Annotated in this window: 16 protein-coding genes; 7 read left to right on the top strand and 9 right to left on the bottom strand. The window is 68.5% G+C overall.

The features are described from left to right. Nucleotides 1-7: 7 nt before the first annotated feature. From FEK34_RS25970 to FEK34_RS25960, 3 genes are all read right to left on the bottom strand, one after another. On the bottom strand, nucleotides 8-874 hold the full coding sequence (locus tag FEK34_RS25970) for an MlaE family ABC transporter permease (RefSeq protein WP_036534003.1): 867 nt from the start codon (nucleotides 872-874) through the stop codon (nucleotides 8-10). Beyond that, nucleotides 874-1719, bottom strand: a complete 846-nt coding sequence (locus FEK34_RS25965; RefSeq protein ID WP_138451982.1) for an MlaE family ABC transporter permease — start codon at nucleotides 1717-1719, stop codon at nucleotides 874-876. Before FEK34_RS25965 ends, FEK34_RS25970 begins: the two co-directional genes overlap by 1 nt. Before the next feature lie 570 nt (nucleotides 1720-2289). Continuing rightward, on the bottom strand, nucleotides 2290-3759 hold the full coding sequence (locus FEK34_RS25960; protein ID WP_138451980.1) for a hypothetical protein: 1470 nt from the start codon (nucleotides 3757-3759) through the stop codon (nucleotides 2290-2292). Nucleotides 3760-3940: 181 nt separating this feature from the next. Here FEK34_RS25960 and FEK34_RS25955 point away from each other — a divergent pair, with 181 nt between their 5' ends. Next, entirely contained in the window at nucleotides 3941-4612 is a 672-nt protein-coding gene (locus tag FEK34_RS25955) for a phosphate signaling complex PhoU family protein (protein ID WP_138451978.1), read from the top strand. 15 nt (nucleotides 4613-4627) lie between these two features. On the opposite strand, the gene FEK34_RS25950 is transcribed toward FEK34_RS25955, so the two are convergent. Beyond that, nucleotides 4628-5548, bottom strand: coding sequence for a LysR family transcriptional regulator (locus FEK34_RS25950; RefSeq protein WP_138451976.1), 921 nt, complete (start codon nucleotides 5546-5548; stop codon nucleotides 4628-4630). Between the two features lie 70 nt (nucleotides 5549-5618). On the opposite strand from FEK34_RS25950, the gene FEK34_RS25945 reads away from it, so the two are divergent. From FEK34_RS25945 to FEK34_RS25935, 3 genes are all read left to right on the top strand, one after another. After that, a complete protein-coding gene (locus tag FEK34_RS25945; protein ID WP_138451975.1) occupies nucleotides 5619-6761 on the top strand; it encodes a TDT family transporter in 1143 nt (380 codons plus the stop codon). A gap of 584 nt (nucleotides 6762-7345) precedes the next feature. Beyond that, nucleotides 7346-8122 carry an HNH endonuclease family protein gene (locus tag FEK34_RS25940; protein WP_138451973.1) on the top strand — a complete coding sequence of 259 codons (777 nt, stop codon included), beginning with the start codon at nucleotides 7346-7348 and terminating at the stop codon, nucleotides 8120-8122. A 35-nt stretch (nucleotides 8123-8157) separates the two neighbouring features. Further along, the gene (locus FEK34_RS25935) at nucleotides 8158-8382 is read left to right on the top strand and encodes a hypothetical protein (RefSeq protein WP_138451971.1); all 225 of its coding nucleotides are present in this window, start codon (nucleotides 8158-8160) and stop codon (nucleotides 8380-8382) included. A 60-nt stretch (nucleotides 8383-8442) separates the two neighbouring features. Here FEK34_RS25935 and FEK34_RS25930 read toward each other — a convergent pair whose 3' ends face one another. The 5 genes from FEK34_RS25930 to FEK34_RS25910 all read right to left on the bottom strand — a co-directional run bounded on the left by FEK34_RS25930 (nucleotide 8443) and on the right by FEK34_RS25910 (nucleotide 15033). Next, entirely contained in the window at nucleotides 8443-9663 is a 1221-nt protein-coding gene (locus FEK34_RS25930; protein WP_138451969.1) for an FAD-dependent monooxygenase, read from the bottom strand. A 177-nt stretch (nucleotides 9664-9840) separates the two neighbouring features. After that, complete coding sequence (locus tag FEK34_RS25925; RefSeq protein ID WP_138451967.1) at nucleotides 9841-10488, bottom strand: PadR family transcriptional regulator; 648 nt, start codon at nucleotides 10486-10488, stop codon at nucleotides 9841-9843. 254 nt (nucleotides 10489-10742) lie between these two features. After that, the gene (locus FEK34_RS25920; protein WP_249359617.1) at nucleotides 10743-12773 is read right to left on the bottom strand and encodes an MDR family MFS transporter; all 2031 of its coding nucleotides are present in this window, start codon (nucleotides 12771-12773) and stop codon (nucleotides 10743-10745) included. A 342-nt stretch (nucleotides 12774-13115) separates the two neighbouring features. Continuing rightward, entirely contained in the window at nucleotides 13116-14267 is a 1152-nt protein-coding gene (locus FEK34_RS25915) for an alpha/beta hydrolase family protein (RefSeq protein ID WP_171048406.1), read from the bottom strand. A gap of 121 nt (nucleotides 14268-14388) precedes the next feature. After that, on the bottom strand, nucleotides 14389-15033 hold the full coding sequence (locus tag FEK34_RS25910; protein WP_138451963.1) for a TetR family transcriptional regulator: 645 nt from the start codon (nucleotides 15031-15033) through the stop codon (nucleotides 14389-14391). A 175-nt stretch (nucleotides 15034-15208) separates the two neighbouring features. Here FEK34_RS25910 and FEK34_RS25905 point away from each other — a divergent pair, with 175 nt between their 5' ends. The 3 genes from FEK34_RS25905 (at nucleotide 15209) to FEK34_RS25895 (ending at nucleotide 17794) form a co-directional block, all read left to right on the top strand. After that, the gene (locus FEK34_RS25905) at nucleotides 15209-15436 is read left to right on the top strand and encodes a hypothetical protein (protein ID WP_138451961.1); all 228 of its coding nucleotides are present in this window, start codon (nucleotides 15209-15211) and stop codon (nucleotides 15434-15436) included. Between the two features lie 396 nt (nucleotides 15437-15832). Next, nucleotides 15833-16792, top strand: a complete 960-nt coding sequence (locus FEK34_RS25900) for a sigma-70 family RNA polymerase sigma factor (RefSeq protein WP_138451959.1) — start codon at nucleotides 15833-15835, stop codon at nucleotides 16790-16792. Between the two features lie 141 nt (nucleotides 16793-16933). Beyond that, the gene (locus tag FEK34_RS25895) at nucleotides 16934-17794 is read left to right on the top strand and encodes a haloalkane dehalogenase (protein ID WP_138451958.1); all 861 of its coding nucleotides are present in this window, start codon (nucleotides 16934-16936) and stop codon (nucleotides 17792-17794) included. Nucleotides 17795-17811 lie beyond the last annotated feature (17 nt).

Here is a 17811-nt window from a genome sequence, read left to right as displayed (position 1 = left end):
ATCTGTCCTACCCCGTGAAACTGATCGCCGCGTTGAAGCCCCACAGGGCGATGGACAGCACCATGTCGATCGCGATGATCGCCACGAAGCTGGCGCGCACCGCGCGACCGGACGCGATACCCACGCCCTCGGGGCCGCCGGTGGCGAAGAACCCGTAGTAGCTGTGCACCAGGATCACCACCGTGCCGAAGATCGCCACCTTGATCACCGCGGCGATCACGTCGAACCCGGACACGAACTGGAAGAAATAGTGGTCGTAGACGCCCGCGGACTGGCTGTGCACCAGCGTCAGCAGGCCGCGGCAGGCCAGGTAGCTCAGGATCAGCGCGATCAGGAAGGTCGGCACGATCGCGATGGCGCCCGCGATGACGCGGGTGGTGACCACGAACGGCACCGACCGCAGCCCGAGCGCCTCGATGGCGTCGATCTCCTCGGAGATGCGCATCGAACCGATCTCGGCGGTCATCCGGCAGCCCGCCTGCGCGGCGAACCCGATCGCGGCGGCGATGGGCGCCAGCTCACGGGTGCTGGCGAAGGCCGAGACGATGCCGGTGACCGGGCCCATGCCCAGCATGTCCAGGATCGCGAACGACTCCACGCCCACCGAGGCGCCCATCACCAGGCCGAGCACGATCATCATCGGCACCGTGCCGCCGCCGACGATCACCGAGCCACGGCCCCAGGTCATATCGGTGATCGCGCGCATCGTCTCCTGGCGGTAGCGGCGCAACGTCAGCGGCACCGAGGACAGCACCTGCCAGACGAATACCGCGACGAAACCCAGCGATTCGACACCGCGCAGCACCCGGCTGCCGCGACGGAAGTAGCGCGCGGCCCAGCCGAGCCCCTTCGGGACATACGACGACGTCGACATCAGACCAGCCTCGTCGGCATGAACATGGCGCTGATCTGCGACATCGCCAGGTTCACGATCACGATCGACACCACCGACAGCACCACGGCGGCATTCACCGCGTCGGCCACACCGCGCGGCCCGCCCTTGGCTTCCAGCCCGCGCTGGCAGGCGATGACGACCACGAGGAAGCCGAAGATCAACGCCTTCAACAAGGAGACCCACACGTCGGCGACGGTGGTGAACGAACCGAAGGTCGCCCAGTACGAACCGGGCGTGACACCTTGGCCGCCGATGGCCACCAGGTACCCGGCGAGCACGCCGACGAAGATGATCAGCACGTTCAGCAGCGGCGCGACGATCAGCATCGCGACCATGCGCGGAATGACCAGTCGGTGGATCGGGCTGATGCCCATGGTGTTGAGCGCGTCGATCTCCTCACGGATGGTGCGCGCACCCAGATCGGCCGCGATCGCCGCCGCACCGGCGCCACCGAGCAGAAATCCGGTCGCCATCGGCGCACCCTGTTTGATCACGCCGAGCCCGCCGGTCGCGCCGAGCAGCGAATCCGCGCCGAGGGTGTGGATGAGGTTGCCGACCTGCACCGACACGATCACACCGAACGGGATGGCCATCAGGATCGCCGGGATCGCGGTGACGGTGATCAACCGCCACGCCTGGACCAGCGTCTCCTGCCATTGGAATTTCCCGCGCGCGATATCGCTCGCCGCGCCCGTCACCGATTCCTGCGCCATCCCGACCGCGCGACCGAAGGTCCGCAGCGACGACACCACCGTGCCGGAGAAATTCTTGCGCACGATCGCGACGGCGGAATCGCTCGGCGGTTTGCGGGTATCCAGCGTCATCGGCGAAGTCCTCGCGCCGCGCTCGCGATGCTCGAGCACCCGCGCGGGCGGCGGCGTGTTTCGGGTTTCATGGCGCACTCTCTGCTTTCGGCGTCGATGCCAACCCTGAGGAAGCTAATCGTTACGAGAGGTGACATACAAATTCACAGGGGGGTGACCATGAACACAAAGAAACCGAATTCGACATCACGCGAGAGCATTGGTGTTATAGGTCACCATCGGGCGTGGAGCGGTCGGCTCGCGCTGGGCCTTCGACCACCGAGCACAGGCCGCGCGCAGGCTGTTTGCGCACTTCAGAACGGTGCGACGGCGGAGATGGGTCGCGTCGGCGGCTCCCACAACAAGCACGCCTGACCGATTACCGCGAGGCTCTCCGCACGCCCTCGGGAACCCGCCCGCCCGGCGGCATCGGTGGGCATGTGCCGGTCACGGAGTCCGCGGCCGCAGGTCCGGCAAACGGCCCGCGAACCGATGATTCCTGTGCTGTTTCGGGCTCGTTCGGTGAACCGCTCGCACCGTCATCCCGAGCGGTATCGAACGCCGCACGGCGAGGAACTCCCGGGCCCGGTATCAGCGGTCGGTGCCCGCCGCGCGCTCGCCAGCTGTCGCGCCGGTGGACGGTGGGCCGGTGGAATCCGCTTGTGCCCTGGCGGGTTCCGCGGTCGCGGGTGTGTCTGCGGAACCCGCATACGCCGTCGCGGGCTCGGCGTCGCCGGAACCCGTACGCGTTGCGCCGGATCCGGCGGGAACCGGCTTCGCGGCCGCTGCGCGACCGGCGGCGTCCCACTTCTCGCGCAGGACAGCCACTTTCGCCATCAGCCCACCCGGTTCCACACCGCGTCCGACCATCCACTGGGTCACCGCGGCCAAGGCCGAGATCACCGCGACGACGGCGGCAGCCACAGCCGAGGGAGTGAAACGGGCGGTCGCGACGTATTGTCCCTGGCTCGCGCCCGGCAGGATGAACTTGCCATTGCCCTTGACCCAGCTCAGGAACTGGCCGACCTGACCGCCGAGGTCGTATTTGCGCGCGGTGAGGGCCTTGAGTTCGGCGCCCTTGCTGTCGAGGTACAGCATGGTGAACAGCACCAGTACCGCGACCGCCACCGACGATCCGGCCACCAGCCGGGCGAAATACTCCGAGCGCATGCGGAAATAGAGCACGACCAGACAGATCGTCAGCACGATCACGGCGGCCGTCGCGAACGCCCACAGCCCGCTGATCTGCGGCGTTTTCGGCGCCGACTTCGACCACACCGTCAGGTATTTGGTGGATATGTCGATGCGCCCGAACGCCGTGGACTCCACCGACCCGTTGGCGCCGGTGGCCACCAGCCATGGCCGCGTCATCAACACCAGTGTGATGAACGCCCCCACCGCCGCCACCAGATAACCCCAATGTCCCTGCAACGGCGTCCCCACTCCGCGCACCGCCGCCACCCGTCCCCGGACCGCACCGGCGCGGCGCCTCATCGACTCCCCGGAGCGTTCCGCCGCGCCGCGTCTGCGGGAGCCCTCACCTGCGGTTGCTCGCGAACCGGCAAATGCGCGAACTTCCGGCCCCGGCGCTTCCGATCGCACTGCATCGGATTCGGCTGCTCCCCCGCCGACGAGCTTGTGCGAGACGGCCATTGCGCCGCCGGCGAAACCCGCCCCTCCGAGCCGTCCCCGCGCAGCCGCCCCGGATCCTCCGGAGGGCGCGCTCGCCGGACTGCTGGAACCCGAGGCGCTCATCTCGCCCGCGGCCGAAACCTCCGGTGCGCCCACCTCGACCGAGTCGGCGTCCGCGTGTCCTCCCGATCCCTCCCCGGCGATCCGCGGCGCCATCGGCTCGCCCGATCGCCCCGTATCGGATTCGAGCGTTCCCCCGCCGACGAACTCGCCCGACACCGCCACGATGCCACCGCCCGCACTCGACGCGCTCTCGTGCGGAGGGAGCGCGGTGGGTTCGGCCGAGCCGGTCGTCTCGGAGCCGTGCGTGGTCGCGGATTCGCCGGTGTCTCGGGCAGCCTTGGCCTGCCAGGGGTTTGGGCCCGCCATTACCGCAGTTTATGGTGCCTGCACTAGTGGGAATACCGGCTGACCGGGCCGGATCGGAGCCGTCACGGGCTGCGGGGGTTCCCGGCTTCGCGGTGTGCGGGAGTGTATCGCGCAGGGACGCGGCAACGAAGATCACGCGATCAATCGACCGGCGGGGTACACATAGGCGACAATTTGGCGCGTGCGGACCCAGTTCACCAATGAGCTCGTCGCGTTGACCGATGAGTTGACGCAGATGTGCCGGCTCACCCAAGACGCCGCCGAGCGCGTCACCGATGCGCTCGTCGAGGCCGATCTCACGGCGGCCTACGAGGTTTTCGCGCTCGACGAGCGCCTACAGGCCATGTACGCGGCCTGCGAGGAGCGCACGGTGGTGCTGCTGGCGCTACAGGCGCCGGTCGCCCGCGATCTGCGGCATGTGGTGACGGCCATCCAGATCGCCGGTGAGCTGTCCCGGATCGGCTGGCTCACCAGCCGGGTGGCCGATCAGGTCTACAAGAGCAGCCCCGATCCGGTGGCGCCCGAACCGATCGTGGCCTTGCTCGCCGAGATGGGCAGGCGCGCCGCCCACGCGACCGCGCACGCGCTGCGCTCGGTCGCCGCGGGCCAGCAGCCGCCCGAAGAGGCCCCCGACCCGCCCGCCGAGACCATGGAAGAGCTCAACCGCCAACTCCATGCCGCCCTCAGCGCCCCCGCCTGGACCGGAAGCACCGACACCGCAATCGAACTCGCCCTGCTCGGCCACCATTTGGAACGCTGCGTCGACCACACCGCCCGCATCGAACGCCTGATCCGCTTCCTCGACACCGGCGTCCCACCGACCGCACAGCCCATCGAAGAAGAAAGGGACTGAACGCCCCGACGGCGCCTATCGTGACGCCGACCCGGATCTCCGGGCGATCGCGTAGAGGTCACGCGCCGGTCCCGTCGGCCGCGTCCCCGCGGGCCACACTGCCCGCAGCACGCGGTCGAGGTCGAGGCCGGTCACCGCAGGCGCGACCAGTGTTCCCGCCGCGACTTCGGCCGCTACCGCGAGTGAGCTGAGCACGGCCGGGCCGACTCCCGCGGCGACGGCCGTCTTGATCGCCGTGGTCGACGACAGCTCCAGCGCCACCGCCGGCTGCACTCCCGGACGTATGCGAGCCAGCGCATGCTCGAACCAGTTCCGCGTCCCGGATCCGGTTTCTCGTTGCAGCAACGGCGTTGCGGCCAGCTCGTCGACGCTCACCGATCCGCGCCGCGCCCATCGATGGCCCGGCGCGACCACCACGACCAACCGGTCCTTGCCCACCACCCGGCTGTCCAGCCCGGCGAAACTCTGTCTGCTCTCGATGAATCCGATGGCCGCGCGTCCGTCCAACACCGCCTGCGCGACCTCCACCGAGTTGCCCGATTCCAGCGCGATGGTCAGGTCGGCGGCCGCGGCGCGCAGGGCGGTGAGCCAGCCGGGGAACAGGTATTCGGCGATGGTCTGGCTGGCGGCGACGCGCAAGCGGGAGTCACGTTCGGAGCGCAGCGTGTCGATGCCGGCCTCGAGCTGTCCGGCGGCGTCGATGACGGCGCGGGCCCATTCCACGATGAGCGCGCCGGCGCGAGTGGGCCGGGAGCCGAGCGTGGTGCGTTCCAGCACCGGCACGCCGACCAGTTTCTCCAGGGTGCGGATCCGCGACGACGCCGAGGGCTGACTGATGCCGTGCGCCTGCGCGGCCCGCCCGAGACTGCCGAGCTCGACCACCGAAAGCAGCAGGTCGAGCGCGGCGAGGTCGGGCACCCGCGGCGACAAAGGCATAGAACCATTCTATGTACCCATAGATCGATGACGCCTACCCGCCACGCGGCCAGCGCGCGAGCCTGGATCCATGACCCTCACCGCGACCCACCGGCCCGTCTCCGTCGCCCGCCGCACCGCGTCCGCGCGCACCGGCGCGCTGGCGCAGGTCGGGCTCAACTGGTTCGCGATCGTGATGGGCACCGGCATCCTCGCCAATGCCGCCGCCACCCTGCCGCTCCAGCTCCCCGGGCAGCGCGCCGCCGCCACCGGCGTCTGGCTGCTGGCCACGCTGCTGCTTGCCGCACTCGGCCTGGTCTGGGCGGTGCGGATGATCCGCCATCGCGGTCATGTGCGGGCCGAACGCGACCATCCGGTGCTCGCCCACTTCTCCGGCGCGCCGCCGATGGCCCTGCTGACGGTCGGCGCGGGCGCGATGCTGCTCGGCAAGGACGTCATCGGCGAACCGGCGGCGGTCGCGATGGATTGGGTGCTGTGGCCGTTGGGTACCGCGCTCGGCCTGGCCACCGCGGTCGCCGTGCCCTACCGGATGATCACCCGCACTCCGGCAGGCGCATCCGACGCGGCATTCGGCGGCTGGCTCATGCCCGTGGTGCCCCCGATGGTCTCGGCCGCCACCGGCGTCCTGCTTCTCCCGTATCTCCCGCCCGGCCAGGCCCGGATGACGTTGCTGGCGTGCTGCGGCGCCATGTTCGGGCTGAGCCTGATCGCCGCCCTGATCACCACCACCATGATCTGGTCGAAGCTGATGCATTTCGGCGCGCCCGCCGCCGCGCTGGTGCCGACGCTGTGGATCGTGCTCGGCCCGCTCGGTCAGTCGGTGACCGCCGCGGGCGCGATGGCCGATGCCGCACCCGCTGTCGCCGCGCCCGAACAGGCCGCCGGATTGGCGCTGGCCGCCACCGTGTTCGGGATCGCCACCTGGGGTTTCGCCATGCTGTGGTTGACGTTGGCGCTCGCGGTCACCGTGCGCACCGTCCGGGCGGGCGCGCTCGGCTTCTCGCTCACCTGGTGGGGTTTCACCTTCCCGCTGGGCACCTGCGTCACCGGGAGCACCGCACTGTTCGCGCATACCGGCGCCGAACTGTTCGCCGTCGCGGCCGTCGCCTTGTACGCGCTGCTGGCCGTCGCCTGGTGCACGGTCGCGCCACGCACCGCGCTCGGTGTGCGCGATGGTTCCCTGCTGCGCCCGGCCGTACCGGCCCCGGTGTGATCGTGCCCACCGGGAAACAGCAGCTCACCGGGCATCGGCCCGAAGAGTGAGCAGGCGAACACCCAGCCTGTAGCCCATTTCCGTACTCGCACCGTAGATCAAGCGCTCAGGACTTGGACAAAACTCCCAATCCTGGGAAGTGGGTAGGGTGTTTGCAGAGACGAAAACGGACATCTACTATTCGATTACGTAGATGAAAGCTTGGTCTGGGTAGCTCCCGGACCGCGAAACGTCACGACGAGTTCGCGCTCGTGCGACACGACACCCCGGGACTACCCCCTCATCAGCCTCGAGGTGTCGTGGCCGCGGCCCGGTCTGGACAACCGGCCGCCCTCAGTCGCGCGGGCGGTGTATCGAATTCGCCCGTGGCACGCCATCCCCGGATCGGCGCCGGCACGCCGGTCCGGGGATGGTCCACGTGGCCGCCCCGTCGTGCTGTGCGTAATCTCATACCCGTCAGTCTCTTCGACGGCTGCTGACACCGGGTAGCTTGACGCCCGGTAATTTTCGGGCGCAGGACAAGGAAGTCAGTTGAGTTTCACCGCACTCCAGATCGGTTCCTCCGTCCGCGGCGAGGTCTCGCGGTGAACGATCTGCTCGCACGCACCTCCGGCCGCACCCGCACGATCATCGCGGCCGCCGTCTGCCTCATCGCCCTCGCCATCGTCGGCTACGGCTACGTCGACGACCTGTTCGCCAAGCGTGGCGCGGGTTCCGCGGGCGCGGCAACCACATCCGGACGCGACGTCAGCGAACTGCTCGGCCGCTTGGCCGTCTCGGCCGAGGGGTCGATGACCGGCTACAGCCGGGAGAAGTTCCCGCACTGGGACACCAACAAGCCCGAACACGGCTTCGGCCCCGAATTCGCCCAGTACGCCAAATGCACCACCCGCGAAGTGATGATGCTGCGCGACGCCACCGGCAAGGTCACCCTCGACGCGAAGACCTGCGAGCTGACCGTGGGCGCGGACGGCGGCTGGCGCGACCAGTACGGCTTCACCGACCGCAAGACCGGGCAGCTGAAGCCGTACAAGTGGATGACCGATCCGGCCTCCGTGGACGCCGAGCACATCGTCCCGCTCGCCGAGGCCTGGCGTTCGGGAGCCGACAAGCTCGACGAGGACACCCGCCGCCGGATCGCCAACGATGCGGGCAATCTCATCGCCTCCGACCCGTCGGCCAACCGGTCCAAGGGTGATCAGGACCCCGCGCACTACCTCCCACCGGGCAATTTCCGGTGTGGCTATATCGATCACTACGTCAAGATCAAGGTAAAGTACGGGCTCGCCGTCGACCCCGACGAGCAGAAGGCCCTCCGCACCGCCGTCGACGATTGTGTCAAGCGAGGAGAATTCCGATAAGCGACATCATCGAGCTCACCGCCGCGGCTGCCGTCATGACCGAAGAGGAAGGCACGGTATCCGGCGACCTCGATGTCACCGTCGACGAATCCGGCAGGGGCTTGGTGCGCTACCGCGACACCGAAACCTGGTACACCATCGGCAACCTCGACGCCGAACCGCCGCGCACTTGGGCCTCGGTCACCGAACTGGTCACCGCGATCGAAGCCGGAATCGGCGAGCGGGATGCGGCGGGCAACACCATCCCCTTCGAGGCGTAACCGAATCTGTCCTGATGGGTGGACCGGAAACCCGTCCGGCCACACCCATCAGACAAGCACTCAGCGCACCGGCGCCGGATCGGATCCCAGTTCCGCGCCGACCGGTGCCTCCCAATCGATCGCATACCGCTGCTCGGCACCCATCGTCTTCTGCTGACCCTTCATCATTTTCATCATCACCGGCATCACCGCACGCATGATCCGGCCCGCGATCGGCCCCGGCGTCTTGGACCGGTTGATCTTGGCCGCACGAGCCGCGATGCCCTCCACCCGCGGACGCCGCAGCGCCTCGTAAGCGGCGAAAGCCTCGGCGGGACCGGGCAGATCTCGCAGGCAGCGCGCCAGTTGGACGGCACTCTCCACCGCCAGCGACGCGCCCTGACCCGAACTGTTGGACGGTGCGTGCACCGCATCACCGACCAGCACCATGCGCCCGCGATACCAGTGCGGCACCGGCGGCATGATGTGCAGCGCGCCGGTGATCTGCAATTGATCGGCAGTGGTGGCGCGGGCCAGTTGGCCGCCCGGCGTGTCCTCGGCGTAGGTTTCGCGCAGGATCGTCAGCCAGTGCTCGGCCGGTATCGCGCGGGCGTCGGTCAGCGACAGGTATTCCTTGTGCGGCAGGTTGGCGCCCCATGCGATCGTGCCCACACCCTCCGGCCAGTACAGGTAATACGCGCGTTTGCCGAAGGCGAAGACCATGGTCTCGGGTGGGGTATCGATCTCGCATTCGGTCAGCGCACCGAAGCCGAGCATGCCGGTGTATTCCGGGCCCGGCGCGTCCGGATCGATCAATCCGCGCACGGTGGAGCGGATTCCGTCGGCGCCGACGAGGACGTCGGCGGTGGCGGTGCTGCCGTCGGTGAAGTGGGCGGTGATGCCGTCGGCGTGCTCGTCGACAGCGGTCAGCCGCTTGTCGTATTCGATCGGCACGCCCGCTTCGATCGCGTGATCGTGCAGTACGCGATGCAGTTCGCTGCGGTCGACGACCTGCATCGGCTCCACATCGGGCAGCGTCGGCACCTCGATGCGCTTGCCGCCGACGGACAGGTTCATCTTCGGGATCGGCACCGCGATCCCCCGGACACGATCACCGGCGCCGATCACGTCCAGGGCGGCGAGGCCGTTGGGCGCGAGGGCCAGCCCGCTGCCGATAGTGATCGATGGCCCGGAATAGGCCTCGTAGACGCGGGCATCGATACCCGCCTTACGCAGGGCGGTGGCGGCGACCGGGCCCGCGATGCCGCCGCCGATGACGAGTGCGGAACGCACTGTGGACATGGGTAACTCCTGATGGGGTCGTGTGTGTACGGCGAACCGCGCCCCGAATCACCCACCCGGTTATCCTGTGGTTGCCAAACTCTGGCCGGGTGTGCGTATGCGGGCACGGTCCGAGACGGTTCCCCGAGTTCGGCGGCGGTGTTGCCGCACCTCCGCCGGACTCGGTCTCGGTTGCTGCTAGGAGTGCGGCGTCCCCCCTTCCATGAGGTCGTCGGCTTTCGCCTGATCCATGCCTTCGGCGTGCCAGGTGCGCCAGCCGTCCAGTCCGGGGAACGTCCCCGACACCAGCTCGTCACGGAACGCCGCGGTCCACGCGCGCTCGGCCTCCAGCATGGCCAGCCCGTATTCGGTCTCGACCATGAACAACCTGGGTAGCGAGCCCGCGACCGCGTCGAATTCGGCGCGCACACCGGCGATCTGCTCGTCCAAGGCGTCGATCCGGCGCCCGAGGAGTTCGATCACCTCATCCGGTGGCAGCGCCGCGAGGATCGACAGCCCGGCCACGTATTGCCGCTGCTCGGGCTGCGGTTCGGCGAGCAGTTCCCTGGTCCAGTCGACCAGTTCGGCGCGGCCGGCGTCGGTGATCCGGTAGATCACCCGCTCGGGCCGCGCGCCCGCACGTTCGCTGCCGACGACTTCGAGGAATCCGGCCTTCGCCATGTTCTGCACCACCGTGTACAGCGATCCCCATTTGATGTCCATATCGCGGTCTTTGCCGCGGTCGCGCAGCGTGGAGGCGATCTCGTAGCGGTGCATGGGCCGTTCGATGATCACCGAGAGCACCGCCAACGCCAGCAGGTTGCCGACCTTGCGTTTGGCCGCCACGCGCACCTCCTTACTCGTCTACGAATATACGTGCACGAGTATTGGACGGCAAGGGTCATTCGGCGCGCCTCGGGACGTTGTCGGCATAGGTCAGGGCTGAGTGGCGTGGGCCAGGTTCGAACGCGACAGGACCGGCACAACAGCGATCCGCCGGGACGATCCGCGAGCAGCCGGCCCCGAAGCCACCGCCGCCGAGATCCGCGGCAGGCTCGATGACCGCGCCACCCGCTGGGCTGATCTGCCTCGGACGCCGATCAGTGCGCGGGGACGAGTTCCTGTACGTCCTGGTCGAGCAGTTTGGTGGCGATGCTCTCCAGCGCCTGATCCAGCAGCAACCGGTCGGTCGGATCGGTGCGGTCCCAGTCGTCGAGCCGCACGTCCAGCCAGCGCCGCCACGCCGCCTTGATCCGGTCGATCTGCGCCTGCCCCGCCGGGGTCACGGTGAGCAGCGGGCCGTCCTGGATGATGTATCCAGCGTCGCTCACCTCGGCGAAGACCGGCGCGATCACCTCGTCGGGCAGGCGGTGCACGCGCGCTATCGCCTCGATCGTGGCCTCGCCGCGAATCCGGTTGTGCAGGTAGACCTGTCCGAGCGCCCAGGCCTGTCCGCGGGTGAGGTCGGTGCCGGCGTCGGCGAGGATGACCGGGCCGATCGGGCCCTCGGCGCGCGCGGACCGCATGGTCGCGGCGATCGCGCGTTCCAGCAGCACCACCCGATCGGCCGAATCCGGCACCGAGAAGCCCTCCCCGACGTCACTCGCGTCGGCGCGCGCACTGTCACGCAACGGGACTTCCTTCAGGAACCAGGCGACCACGAAACCGGCGAGAGCGACCGGAACCACCCACAGGAACACATGGTCGATGGCGGCCGCGTAGGCGTCGATGATCGGTTCGGCCAGTTCCGGCGGCAGCGCGCGCAACGCCTCCGGATTGGCGGCCACTTCGGGCGGCACCACCTGCACCTGGGTCAGCGCGCCGGCGAGTTCGGGATCGAGTTTGTTGGTGTAGAGGGTGCCGAAGACCGCGGTGCCGAACGCGCTGCCGAGCGTGCGGAAGAAGGTGACACCCGAGGTGGCGGTGCCCAGTTGCGCGTAAGGGACGGTGTTCTGCACGACGATCGTCAGCACCTGCATGGCCAGGCCGATGCCGAGACCGAGGATCAGCATGTACAGCGATTCCAGCCAGATGCTGGTATTGCGCCCCATCGTCGACATCAGGAACAGCCCGATCGCCATCACCCCCGTGCCCGCGATCGGGAACCATCGATAGCGGCCGGTTTTGCCGACCACCTGGCCGGACAGGATCGAGGTGGCGAACAGGCCGAACACCAGCGGCAGCGTGCGCACACCCGACGCGGTGGCCGACACACCGTCGACGTATTGCAGGTAGGCGGGCAGATACGTCATCGAACCGAGCATCGCGAACCCCACGATGAAGCTCAGGATCGAGCACACCGTGTACACCTGGCTGCGGAACAACCCCATCGGCAGCATTGGTTCCTGCGCCCGCAACTCCACCCAGACGAACGCCGACAGCAGCACCGCCGCCGCCACGAACAACCCGATGATCTGCACCGAACCCCACGCGTATTCGGTTCCGCCCCACTCCAGGCCGAGGATCAGGCTCGACACGCCCAGCGCCACCAGGCCGATGCCCGCGTAATCGATGATCGGCCTCGCCATGGCCTTCACGTGCGGGATGGTGCGCGCGGCCAGCACGATCATCAAGATCGCCAGCGGCACGTTGACGTAGAAACACCACCGCCAGCTCGCATGGTCGGTGAACAGCCCGCCGAGGGTCGGCCCGATCACGGTGGTGACGCCGAAAACCGCACCGAGCGCGCCCTGATACTTGCCGCGCTCCCGCAGCGGGATGATGTCGGCGATCAACGCCATGGAGGTGACCATCAGCCCACCCGCGCCGATCCCCTGGATCGCGCGCGCGATGATCAGCAGCAGCATCCCGTTCGCCAGCCCCGCGACCATCGACCCCACGATGAAGATCAGTGCACTGAGCTGGAAGATCAATTTGCGCCCGAACAGGTCACCGAGCTTGCCCGCCAGCGCCGTCGCCACCGCCTCGGCCAGCAGATACGAGGTGACCACCCACGCCATATGCCCGGCCCCACCCAGATCGGCCACTATCGTCGGCAGTGCCGTGGACACGATCGTCTGATCCAGCGCGGCCATCAGCATCCCGAGCACGATGGTCCCGAAGACCACATTGGTCTTCGCCCGGCTCATCGGCTCGGGTGGTCGCTGCGCGACTGCCACCGCACCGCTCATCGGCCCAGTATGGTCCGGACCCCCATCGCGCGGAAGGCAGCGACACGGCAGCGAATCACAGCTACGTCGCCTTCAGCCGCCTGCCGTTCTTCGACTGCGGCCCGCTACCGAGACCGACTCGCGTGGTCGGATCAGAGCGAAGTCACGGCGCCGCCTTACCCAAAACGTCAGCCGCACAGACGGCGCGAAGCATCGCGTCCGGCGCAGCAACCGTTCGGCATCGAATCCGGTGCTTGTCCCCGGCGCCAAGTGAACGGCAAGATGCGGGCGGTCCGCCCTGGGTGATGCGGGTGTTGTCAGCGGCGTCCGGCTGCCCGAGTTCATCGGCCCGGCATGCGCCGGTCAGCGGACGATGACGATCTCGGGTTCTGTAGGCGTCCGGTCCAGCGCGGTGTCCTTGCGATCACGCAGGAACTTGTCGAACATCGCGGCGACGTAGATGCGGGTCAGGGCGGACGCGCGGTCGGCGGCGACGGGACCGATGTAGGTCTTTGCGGCGTCGCGGGCGGGTGTGGGCACGATGAGGGGGAAGTCGGTGTAGTCGTAGTGGGCCGAATCGCGCATGGTCAGCTGGCGTTTCCAGCCGGTGGAGGTGCGCCAGAACTCGTCCAGGGATGGATGGGCGTCGCCGACCTCTTCGGCCTGCGCGCTCGTCATCACCAGGACGGGTCGGTCGACGCCTTCGGTGACGGACTTCCCGAACGCCGTGTCGACGCCGATCTGCCCGTCGAGGTTCACCGCGGCATCGATGCGGCGATCCAGGTGCATGGACTCGACCGCGACGTACCCGCCGGAGGAATGACCGGCCATGCCGATGCGGTCCAGGTCGATCCCGCGGTCGAGCCCCGCGGGCAGTGTCCGCTGCCCGGCGTCCGGATTCGTGCCCCGTGCCAGCCGTTCCAGCGAATCGAGCACGAAGCGCACGTCGGGCAGGCGTGCCTCGACGTACTTCTGCCGCAGCGCGGTATCGAACTGTGCCGCCGGTTCCCAGGCGACGATGCGGCCGCCGGGGAACTCCACCGCGGGCGCCTCATAGGTGTGGTCGATGGTCACCACTATGTACCCGCGGCTGGCCAGATCCTCGGCCAACCCGGTGCCGAGCAGCCGGGTGACGCCGGCTCCCGGGCTGTACAGGACCACCGGATGCGCGCCGTCCGCGACCGGCGCCCCGGTGTACGAATTGGTGTGCAACCCAGGCAATTCGACGCCGAACCGCTGTTCCAGCGACGGCATCAGCTCGGTCGAGACGTAATGCGCACGCGGATGCCCGTCGACCTTCGCCGCCGGATAGAACACCGAGACCATCAACTCGCGCGGGCGATCCGGTTCGAACGGATCCGCGCGCGCATGGTCGACCAGATGCAGAACCGTTGTGCCGACCGGCGATTCACCGCCGGGCCGCGGAAGCACGGTCACGCCGGGCGGTTCCGCGGCGGCGACGTTCGCGGACAGCACCGCGACAGCGGTCAGAACGATGACGGCGAGCCGACGCATCAACACTCCCCCTGGGCCCGAAAGGCAGCCGAGACCGGTTGCCCGACTGGACCGTAGCATCAACGTGGTCGCCGCACAGAAGATCAGCGGAGCTTGGAGGTCGATGCGGATCGCGCCGGCATCAGCGCACAGCGTAGTTTCCGAGACCCGGTTCCAGCGCATCGAAGGCGACCGTGATGTAACCCGTGAGCGCGGCCGCGATTTCGTCGTTGGATTCCCCGGCGAGGGTGCGGCGCATGGTCTCGTCGAACAGCACTCGGTGCACGCCGCCGAGTTGGGCGGCGGCGACGCGCGGGGTGATGTCGTCGGGGGCGGCGCCGGTTTCCTCGGCGAGGATGCGGGCAAGCGCGGCTTCGCGGTCGTCGTGGAATTCGCGTAACCGGGCGACCAGGGCGGGGCTGCCGGTGATCATTTCGGCGAAGGCGGGCCCGGAGAAGCCGACGACCGGGTCCTGTTCGGCGGCGGCGGTGAGGTAGGCGCGGCGCAACGCCGCCAGCGCGGATTCGCCCGGTTCGCGCTCGCGGACGGTGCGGGCGAGCTGATCGACGAACACCTCCCCCAGGTCCAGCGCGAGGTCTTCCTTGCGGGGGAAGTAGTTGGTCACCGTCATCTTGGCGACCTGGGCGGCCGCGGCGACGTCGGCGATCGTCACCTTGTCGAAGCCGCGTTCGAGGAACAGCAAGGTGGCCTGGTGCGAGATGTTTTCCCTGGTCTGCTGCTTTTTCTTGGCGCGAAGGCCCTGCGGTTCGGCGGTCTGTGCGGTCATGCGAACCACACTACCTGAACTCGTCATAAATTTATGCTTGACATATTTTTAGGTCTGCCCTAAATTTGTTCTCGCGTCGCCACGGCGGCGCCGACAGTCGAAGGAGAACGCGCATGACTCACGGCCCGACAGCACCGCCCGCCCCGCCACCACCCACCGAAACGGAGCAGTCACCTTGGCCGAGAAGTCCACCCCGCAGTCCGCGTTCGATGCCGCGATCGAGCAGATGATCACCGCGAGCACCCAGCCACCCGTCCCCGCAGCCACCCCGCGCACGCGCCGCACCGACACCGGTTTCCCGATCACCGGACGTCGCTGGAAGGCTCGCGATGAGCGCAGCGTCGCCCGCAGCCAGCAGTTCCGGGCCGCGCCGCATCGCCCGCTGCGGATTCCGGGGCGCTGACATCGGTGGCGCCTGCGGACTTTCATGTCTTGCAGGCGCCATCACCAGCCCTACTTCGCTCCGCAGGTGGAAATGGTCGCTGAGCCGACACTGGCGCCGCGCTGTCGAGAGCAGCGGTGACGCCTGCGAACCGACGTCTTCCGCAGTCGCCCCCATCACGCCGAGCCGGAATCGACGCGCGGCCACGACACCATCCGCTTCGCTGTGCACCCGCCGTCGCGAATCCGGTCACGCGACCTGCGATCGCCACCATCACGACCGGTCGGTATCGCCCGCTCAGCCGCCGCGCCACCAGCTCCGCTGAGCGCACCCATGACCGCGAGCCCCCACGCGCAGTAAGTGATCCACGGTCAGCCGCCGATGCCGCCCGCACCCCCGACTTTCGAGAGGAATCCTTTGACCACCCGATGCCTCCCCGCCCGCCGCACCGCCTCCCCCACCCTCGGCACCGTCAGCGACGACCCGATCCGCGACTACCTGCGCGCCATCGGCCGCACACCACTGCTCAGTGCGGAAGAGGAAGTAGCGCTGGCCGAGCGAATCGAGGCCGGTGTCCTCGCCCGGCAACGGCTGGACGAAGCCGGAGAGCTCCCGACCGACGAGCGCCGCACCCTGCGCCGCACGGTGGCCGACGGCGCGCGCGCCAAGGAGCACATGATCCAGGCCAACCTGCGCCTGGTCGTCTCCATTGCCAGGCGTTATCCGACCAACACCGGCATGTCGCTACTGGATCTGGTGCAGGAAGGCACCTTCGGCCTGATCCGGGCGATCGAGAAGTTCGATCACCGGCGCGGGCTGAAGCTGTCCACCTACGCCACCTGGTGGATCCGCCAGGCCATCGGCCGCGCCCTGGCCGATCAGGGCCGCACCATCCGCATCCCGGTGCACGTGGTGGACGTGCTCAACCGGGTGATCCGCACCCAGCGCACCCTGTCCCAGCAGCTCGGCCGCGACGCCACGGCTGCCGAGATCGCCGCCGACCTGGAGATGACCGAATCCCGAGTGACCGAACTACTTCAGCAGGCCCGCGACCCGATCTCCCTGCACACCCCCATCGGCGAGGACGCCACCGAATACGGCGCACTCATCCCCGACACCGCCCCCGGCCCCGACGAACTCGCCACCGCCGCCACCATCGCCACCCAGCTGCGCGCCATGCTCGGCGCCCTGTCCGACCGTGAGGCCGAGGTCCTCACCCTCCGCTACGGCCTCGACCACGCCGAACCCCGCTCCCTCGCCGACATCGGTGCCGCCCTCGGTGTTTCACGCGAGCGTGCCCGCCAGATCGAGGCGAAGGGTTTGTCGAAGCTGCGCACACCCGGCCGCGCCAAGGTGATGGCGGGGATGCTCGGATAGCGGTCGACCCCGGCCCCGCATGGCGTTCCTCCGATGCACCGCAGCCGTGCGCGGCTGGTGACGGCGATGCCCTTCCAGGGCGGCGAGCGCGACCCCACAGGCGGTTACCGCACGGTAGTCTGACGCCGGAGGGAGGGCACCATGATGATCGATTTCGTCCCCGACAAGGATCTGTACCCCTTCGAGTCGCACTGGTTCGACTCGTCCGCGGGACGCGTGCACTACATCGCCGAGGGGTCCGGGCCGACGATCCTGTTCTGTCACGGCGCGCCGGCCTGGAGTTTCCTCTACCGCCATATCGTCAAGGCCTTGCGGGATCGGTACCGGTGTATCGCGGTCGACTATCTGGGTTTCGGATTGTCCGAGCGCCCTGAGGGTTTCGACTACACCATTGCCGAGCACACCGCGGTCCTCGGTGAGTTGATCGACCACCTGCGGCTCGATGATGTCGTTGTGATGGGCCAGGATTGGGGTGGGCCGATCGGGCTCGGCGCGGCCACCACGCGCGCGGACCGGGTGCGCGGGATCGTGCTGGGCAACACGGCGCTCTGGCCGATCGACGCGCTGCCCAACCGGGCGTTCAGCATGATCATGAGCAGCCGCCCGATGCAGAAGCGGATCCTCGAACAGAATTTCCTGATCGAGCGGGTGCTGCTCGGCGAGCTGGGCAGCACACTCACGGCTGCCGAAGCGGACCACTACCGCCTGGTGCAGCCCACTCCGCAAGCCAGGCGCGCCCTCGCCGAGACGCCCAAGGAAATCCGCCGGGCCCGCCCGCTGCTGGCCGGCCTCGAACGCGGTGTGCCCGCCACGCTCGGCGGCACACCGACCCTGCTGGTGTGGGGGATGAAGGACATGGTGTTCCGCCCGAAGGCCTGCCTCCCGCGCCTGCGTGCCATGTTCACCGACCTCGAAGTCGTAGAACTGCCGGATGCTCGGCATTTCATTCAGGAGCATGAACCGGACGCGATCGCCACGGCTATCGCCAAGCGATTCCCGTAGTCAGGAGCTTGCCGCCG

Source organism: Nocardia cyriacigeorgica (genome assembly GCF_005863245.1).
Taxonomy (GTDB): Bacteria; Actinomycetota; Actinomycetes; order Mycobacteriales; family Mycobacteriaceae; genus Nocardia; species Nocardia cyriacigeorgica_C.
Note: the sequence above shows the minus strand (reverse complement) of the source record. Positions and strands in the feature narration are given on the sequence as shown.

Bases quoted from the DNA above. Each gene is read 5' to 3' on its own strand.
- FEK34_RS25970 (WP_036534003.1), bottom strand. From the start codon at position 874: ATGTCGACGTCGTCGTATGTCCCGAAGGGGCTCGGCTGGGCCGCGCGC.
- FEK34_RS25965 (WP_138451982.1), bottom strand. From the start codon at position 1,719: ATGACGCTGGATACCCGCAAACCGCCGAGCGATTCCGCCGTCGCGATC.
- FEK34_RS25960 (WP_138451980.1), bottom strand. From the start codon at position 3,759: ATGGCGGGCCCAAACCCCTGGCAGGCCAAGGCTGCCCGAGACACCGGC.
- FEK34_RS25950 (WP_138451976.1), bottom strand. From the start codon at position 5,548: ATGCCTTTGTCGCCGCGGGTGCCCGACCTCGCCGCGCTCGACCTGCTG.
- FEK34_RS25945 (WP_138451975.1), top strand. From the start codon at position 5,619: ATGACCCTCACCGCGACCCACCGGCCCGTCTCCGTCGCCCGCCGCACC.
- FEK34_RS25935 (WP_138451971.1), top strand. From the start codon at position 8,158: ATGACCGAAGAGGAAGGCACGGTATCCGGCGACCTCGATGTCACCGTC.
- FEK34_RS25930 (WP_138451969.1), bottom strand. From the start codon at position 9,663: ATGTCCACAGTGCGTTCCGCACTCGTCATCGGCGGCGGCATCGCGGGC.
- FEK34_RS25920 (WP_249359617.1), bottom strand. From the start codon at position 12,773: ATGAGCGGTGCGGTGGCAGTCGCGCAGCGACCACCCGAGCCGATGAGC.
- FEK34_RS25915 (WP_171048406.1), bottom strand. From the start codon at position 14,267: ATGCGTCGGCTCGCCGTCATCGTTCTGACCGCTGTCGCGGTGCTGTCC.
- FEK34_RS25910 (WP_138451963.1), bottom strand. From the start codon at position 15,033: ATGACCGCACAGACCGCCGAACCGCAGGGCCTTCGCGCCAAGAAAAAG.
- FEK34_RS25895 (WP_138451958.1), top strand. From the start codon at position 16,934: ATGATGATCGATTTCGTCCCCGACAAGGATCTGTACCCCTTCGAGTCG.